Genomic DNA, 2994 nt, shown 5'->3' with positions numbered 1-2994 from the left:
TCCGCTTAAATTATCAATAACGCAAATGGCTTTAATATCTTTGATATACGGCGAACAGCGATTGCAAAGTCCCGCAGATTCACTGATGAGAATATCAAATCCTTCATTGATTCCCCATTGCGTGACTTCTTCCACATTACTCACGAAATAATGGTCGGGGCACAAAGCTCCGGAAAGTCCCTTTTTCACAGGTATTCCGGCTTTTTTATATAATTCGTCATCATCGGTATAAAGGCAGTCGAACTTGACTACACCAACTTTGAGTCCTCTATTTCGCAGAGATTCTATCGTCTTTAAGATCACTGCCGTTTTACCTGACGACGGAGGTCCTGAAATTGTTACCAGGTTCATTGTATTTTCCTTTTAATCCCCTCTTGAGAGGAGTGCGACTTCAGTCGCGGAATGTGTTACCTTGAAAGGATTTATAAGAATTTTCTTCCTGCTGAATTCTTTCAATGGTTCTCTCTAATTTATCCCAAACCGTTGAAAAGGCTGAGTGAAAGAATTCCTCTGTTAAAGCCGTTTTCAAGGTTCAACTATTTTATCGAATCCTCAAAAACCTTTTCGCAGTGCTTTATCAGCTTGCTGATATCGTTTGAATAAATGTAGTCCCAACCGAGCCACATAAATTTGTTTTCTTTCGGAATTCTGTTCTCCACTTCAGGATGAACAGAAGGGAAAAGACCGCCGTGAGCCAATATTTCACCAACTTCTTTGGAAGCAAAAAAATCAATTACAGGTTGTAATTTTTCTTTTTTATCTTTTTTGGAAAGCATAAATATCGGGCTGACAATAGCTCCGTCTGCGGGCCAAACCGCCTGCATTTTGCTTCCTTCTTTCACCATTTTCGTAAAGAAATACGGCATAATCGTCACGATGGGACGATTTGTTTTCTTCTTCTCGCTCTTCACCATTTGGCTCGGATGCAGAGATTCCAGCAAACTTCTGCCGAGTTTCTTCACACCTTCATCACCGTATTTTTTGTGGATGTTAAGAAGAATTCCGTTGAACAGATCAAAGTCCCCGACCGGTAATGAAACTCGCTTTTCAAATTCGGGTTTCATCAAATCTTCCCAACTTCGCGGAACCGGTATATCACCCAATTCAGTTGTGTTGATCAGGAATACGGCAGGAACCACGCTGATCAGTGCATAATGTCCTTTCGGATCTTTCAGATCGATTTCAGCAAACAAAGAATTGAATTCTTTTATTCTCGTCGTGTCTTCAAAAACTTCCGCTCGTTTGAATTTCCCGATCATTTCTTCATCGAAGAACATATCAAAACCTGCAGAGATGAAAAGGTCGGGAAGTTCATCTGCATTCTTGATTCCTTTGATGTTGTTTTCCACCCAATCCAATCCCATCGAAGCGGCTTTCAATTCGTGATTAATTTCCGTTTTATATTCAGCAGTAAATTCCTTGGTAAAATTATTGAATCGCTCCAAAAGAGGAATGCGAACCGGACAAGGCAGGAGTCCTACAACATTTAAAGTATTTTCCGAATCACTTTTTTTATTTGCTGCCAATGTTGCATCTGTGTTTTTATTTTCCTGCTCGATTGCTTCTATCAGCAAGTTTGAAAATATCTTAACATCCAGTTGCTTCAGCATCAATGCCATTTCCAGCGAAATCGATTTCGCAAATTGTTTCCTCTTTTCTTCATCTCCCATTTGGGAAAATCCGTTGGAAGTAAACACCGGAATCGTTTGCGGAAACTTTTCCACGATGTCGTAGAGCGTATCGTTTTCTTCAAAATATTTCATTTTTATTCTCTTTTATTGCTCACGGATTGAACGGATTAAACGGATTATAACACAAATATTCAAAATCCGTGTTTATCCGTGTAATCCGTGAGCCTAATTTCTTACACCATAACAGTCTTTGCTGTCGGTTTCGGTAATTTCATTACTAAAACACGCACTAATTCATCCGTTTCATTATAAATGCAATGCACGATATTTTTCGGACTTTCCACGATATCATCTTTCTTAACCTGAACTTTTTCTTCTCCAACCATTATAGAAGGAGTTCCTTCCAAAATATAAAAAGCAACATCTACCGGAGTTTTGTGTGGTTTAAGACTTTCTCCGGGTCTCATATACAAGTGCATGATCTGGGCAGGATCTTTATCATAGAGTTTAAAGGCATCGATCCCGTGCGGATTTTGTGTTACTTCCAAATTTTTGTAATTTCTAATTTCCATTTTTATCTCCTCTTTTTTAACTTCCGAATGTGCGAAGATCTTCGGAATGTTATCTTTCCAAAATCCCGAATGCTTTCGGGAGAAGTCCTGCGGACATTCAGATGTTTTTCGATTTATTACAAATAATCCGATAATTTCAAATTAGCAAAAGTGCTATAAATGTTTTGTGATAATCCACTTATAGAACTATCAAAAATACAAGAGTCATACATACAATCTAACTTCCCAAAAGGACAGGTTTTCATATTTACCTTTGACTCGACTGCTTCGTAAATATCCAGAAAACTGATTTCTTCAGGAGCAGTTATTAAGCTGTAACCACCGGCTGGACCGCGAGTAGATTTCACTAAACCACTTTTTTGTAAACGCTGAAACACTTTCGCCAGATGCGCTTCCGATGCTTTCAGTTCTGAAGCAAGTGCTTTAATTCTTACTTTTTCCGGAGCTGCTTTAGCTAATACAACCATCCCGTGTAATGCTAAAAAAGCACTTTCCGATAAATTAAGCAAACTACTCATTATTCACCTTTTTCTTTATTCTGGTATTCAAATACCAAAATAGTAGTTTTTCTGTCAACATCTTTTTTTGTTTTTTTTCTGAAACAATTCTATCTTCTTTTATTTTGGATAATTAGATGCAATTTTATTGAGGGTTTTCAGTGAACAAACAAATATGAGTCCACTCTAAAAAGGTCAAATTCAATAAAATTAGAAACCGTTAAAACGGTTAATACTTTTTCCTGTTTCATTAACCACCAACTTAAGTTGGTGGTTAATAAGAAGATAGAGGTC

General features: G+C 37.7%; 4 protein-coding genes. All 4 read right to left on the bottom strand.

Features of this window, described 5'->3' with window-relative positions; all coding sequences use genetic code 11:
* Nucleotides 1-351 (bottom strand): hypothetical protein (locus ENL20_08955; protein ID HHE38685.1); only part of this gene is annotated, 351 nt, incomplete at its 3' end.
* Between the two features lie 185 nt (nt 352-536).
* Nucleotides 537-1763 carry an ABC transporter substrate-binding protein gene (locus tag ENL20_08950; GenBank protein ID HHE38684.1) on the bottom strand — a complete coding sequence of 409 codons (1227 nt, stop codon included), beginning with the start codon at nt 1761-1763 and terminating at the stop codon, nt 537-539.
* A 101-nt stretch (nt 1764-1864) separates the two neighbouring features.
* Nucleotides 1865-2203, bottom strand: coding sequence for a cupin domain-containing protein (locus ENL20_08945; protein ID HHE38683.1), 339 nt, complete (start codon nt 2201-2203; stop codon nt 1865-1867).
* Between the two features lie 116 nt (nt 2204-2319).
* Nucleotides 2320-2721 (bottom strand): Rrf2 family transcriptional regulator, encoded by a 402-nt coding sequence (locus ENL20_08940; GenBank protein ID HHE38682.1) that lies wholly within the window; start codon nt 2719-2721, stop codon nt 2320-2322.
* Nucleotides 2722-2994 lie beyond the last annotated feature (273 nt).

This window comes from Candidatus Cloacimonadota bacterium (assembly GCA_011372345.1).
Lineage (GTDB): Bacteria > Cloacimonadota > Cloacimonadia > Cloacimonadales > TCS61 > DRTC01.
The sequence above is the reverse complement of the archived record's forward strand: the minus strand, read 5'-3'. Positions and strand labels throughout refer to the sequence as shown.

Excerpts from the sequence above, each read along its gene's own strand:
- ENL20_08950 (HHE38684.1), bottom strand. The coding sequence starts at position 1,763 with ATGAAATATTTTGAAGAAAACGATACGCTCTACGACATCGTGGAAAAG.
- ENL20_08945 (HHE38683.1), bottom strand. The coding sequence starts at position 2,203 with ATGGAAATTAGAAATTACAAAAATTTGGAAGTAACACAAAATCCGCAC.
- ENL20_08940 (HHE38682.1), bottom strand. The coding sequence starts at position 2,721 with ATGAGTAGTTTGCTTAATTTATCGGAAAGTGCTTTTTTAGCATTACAC.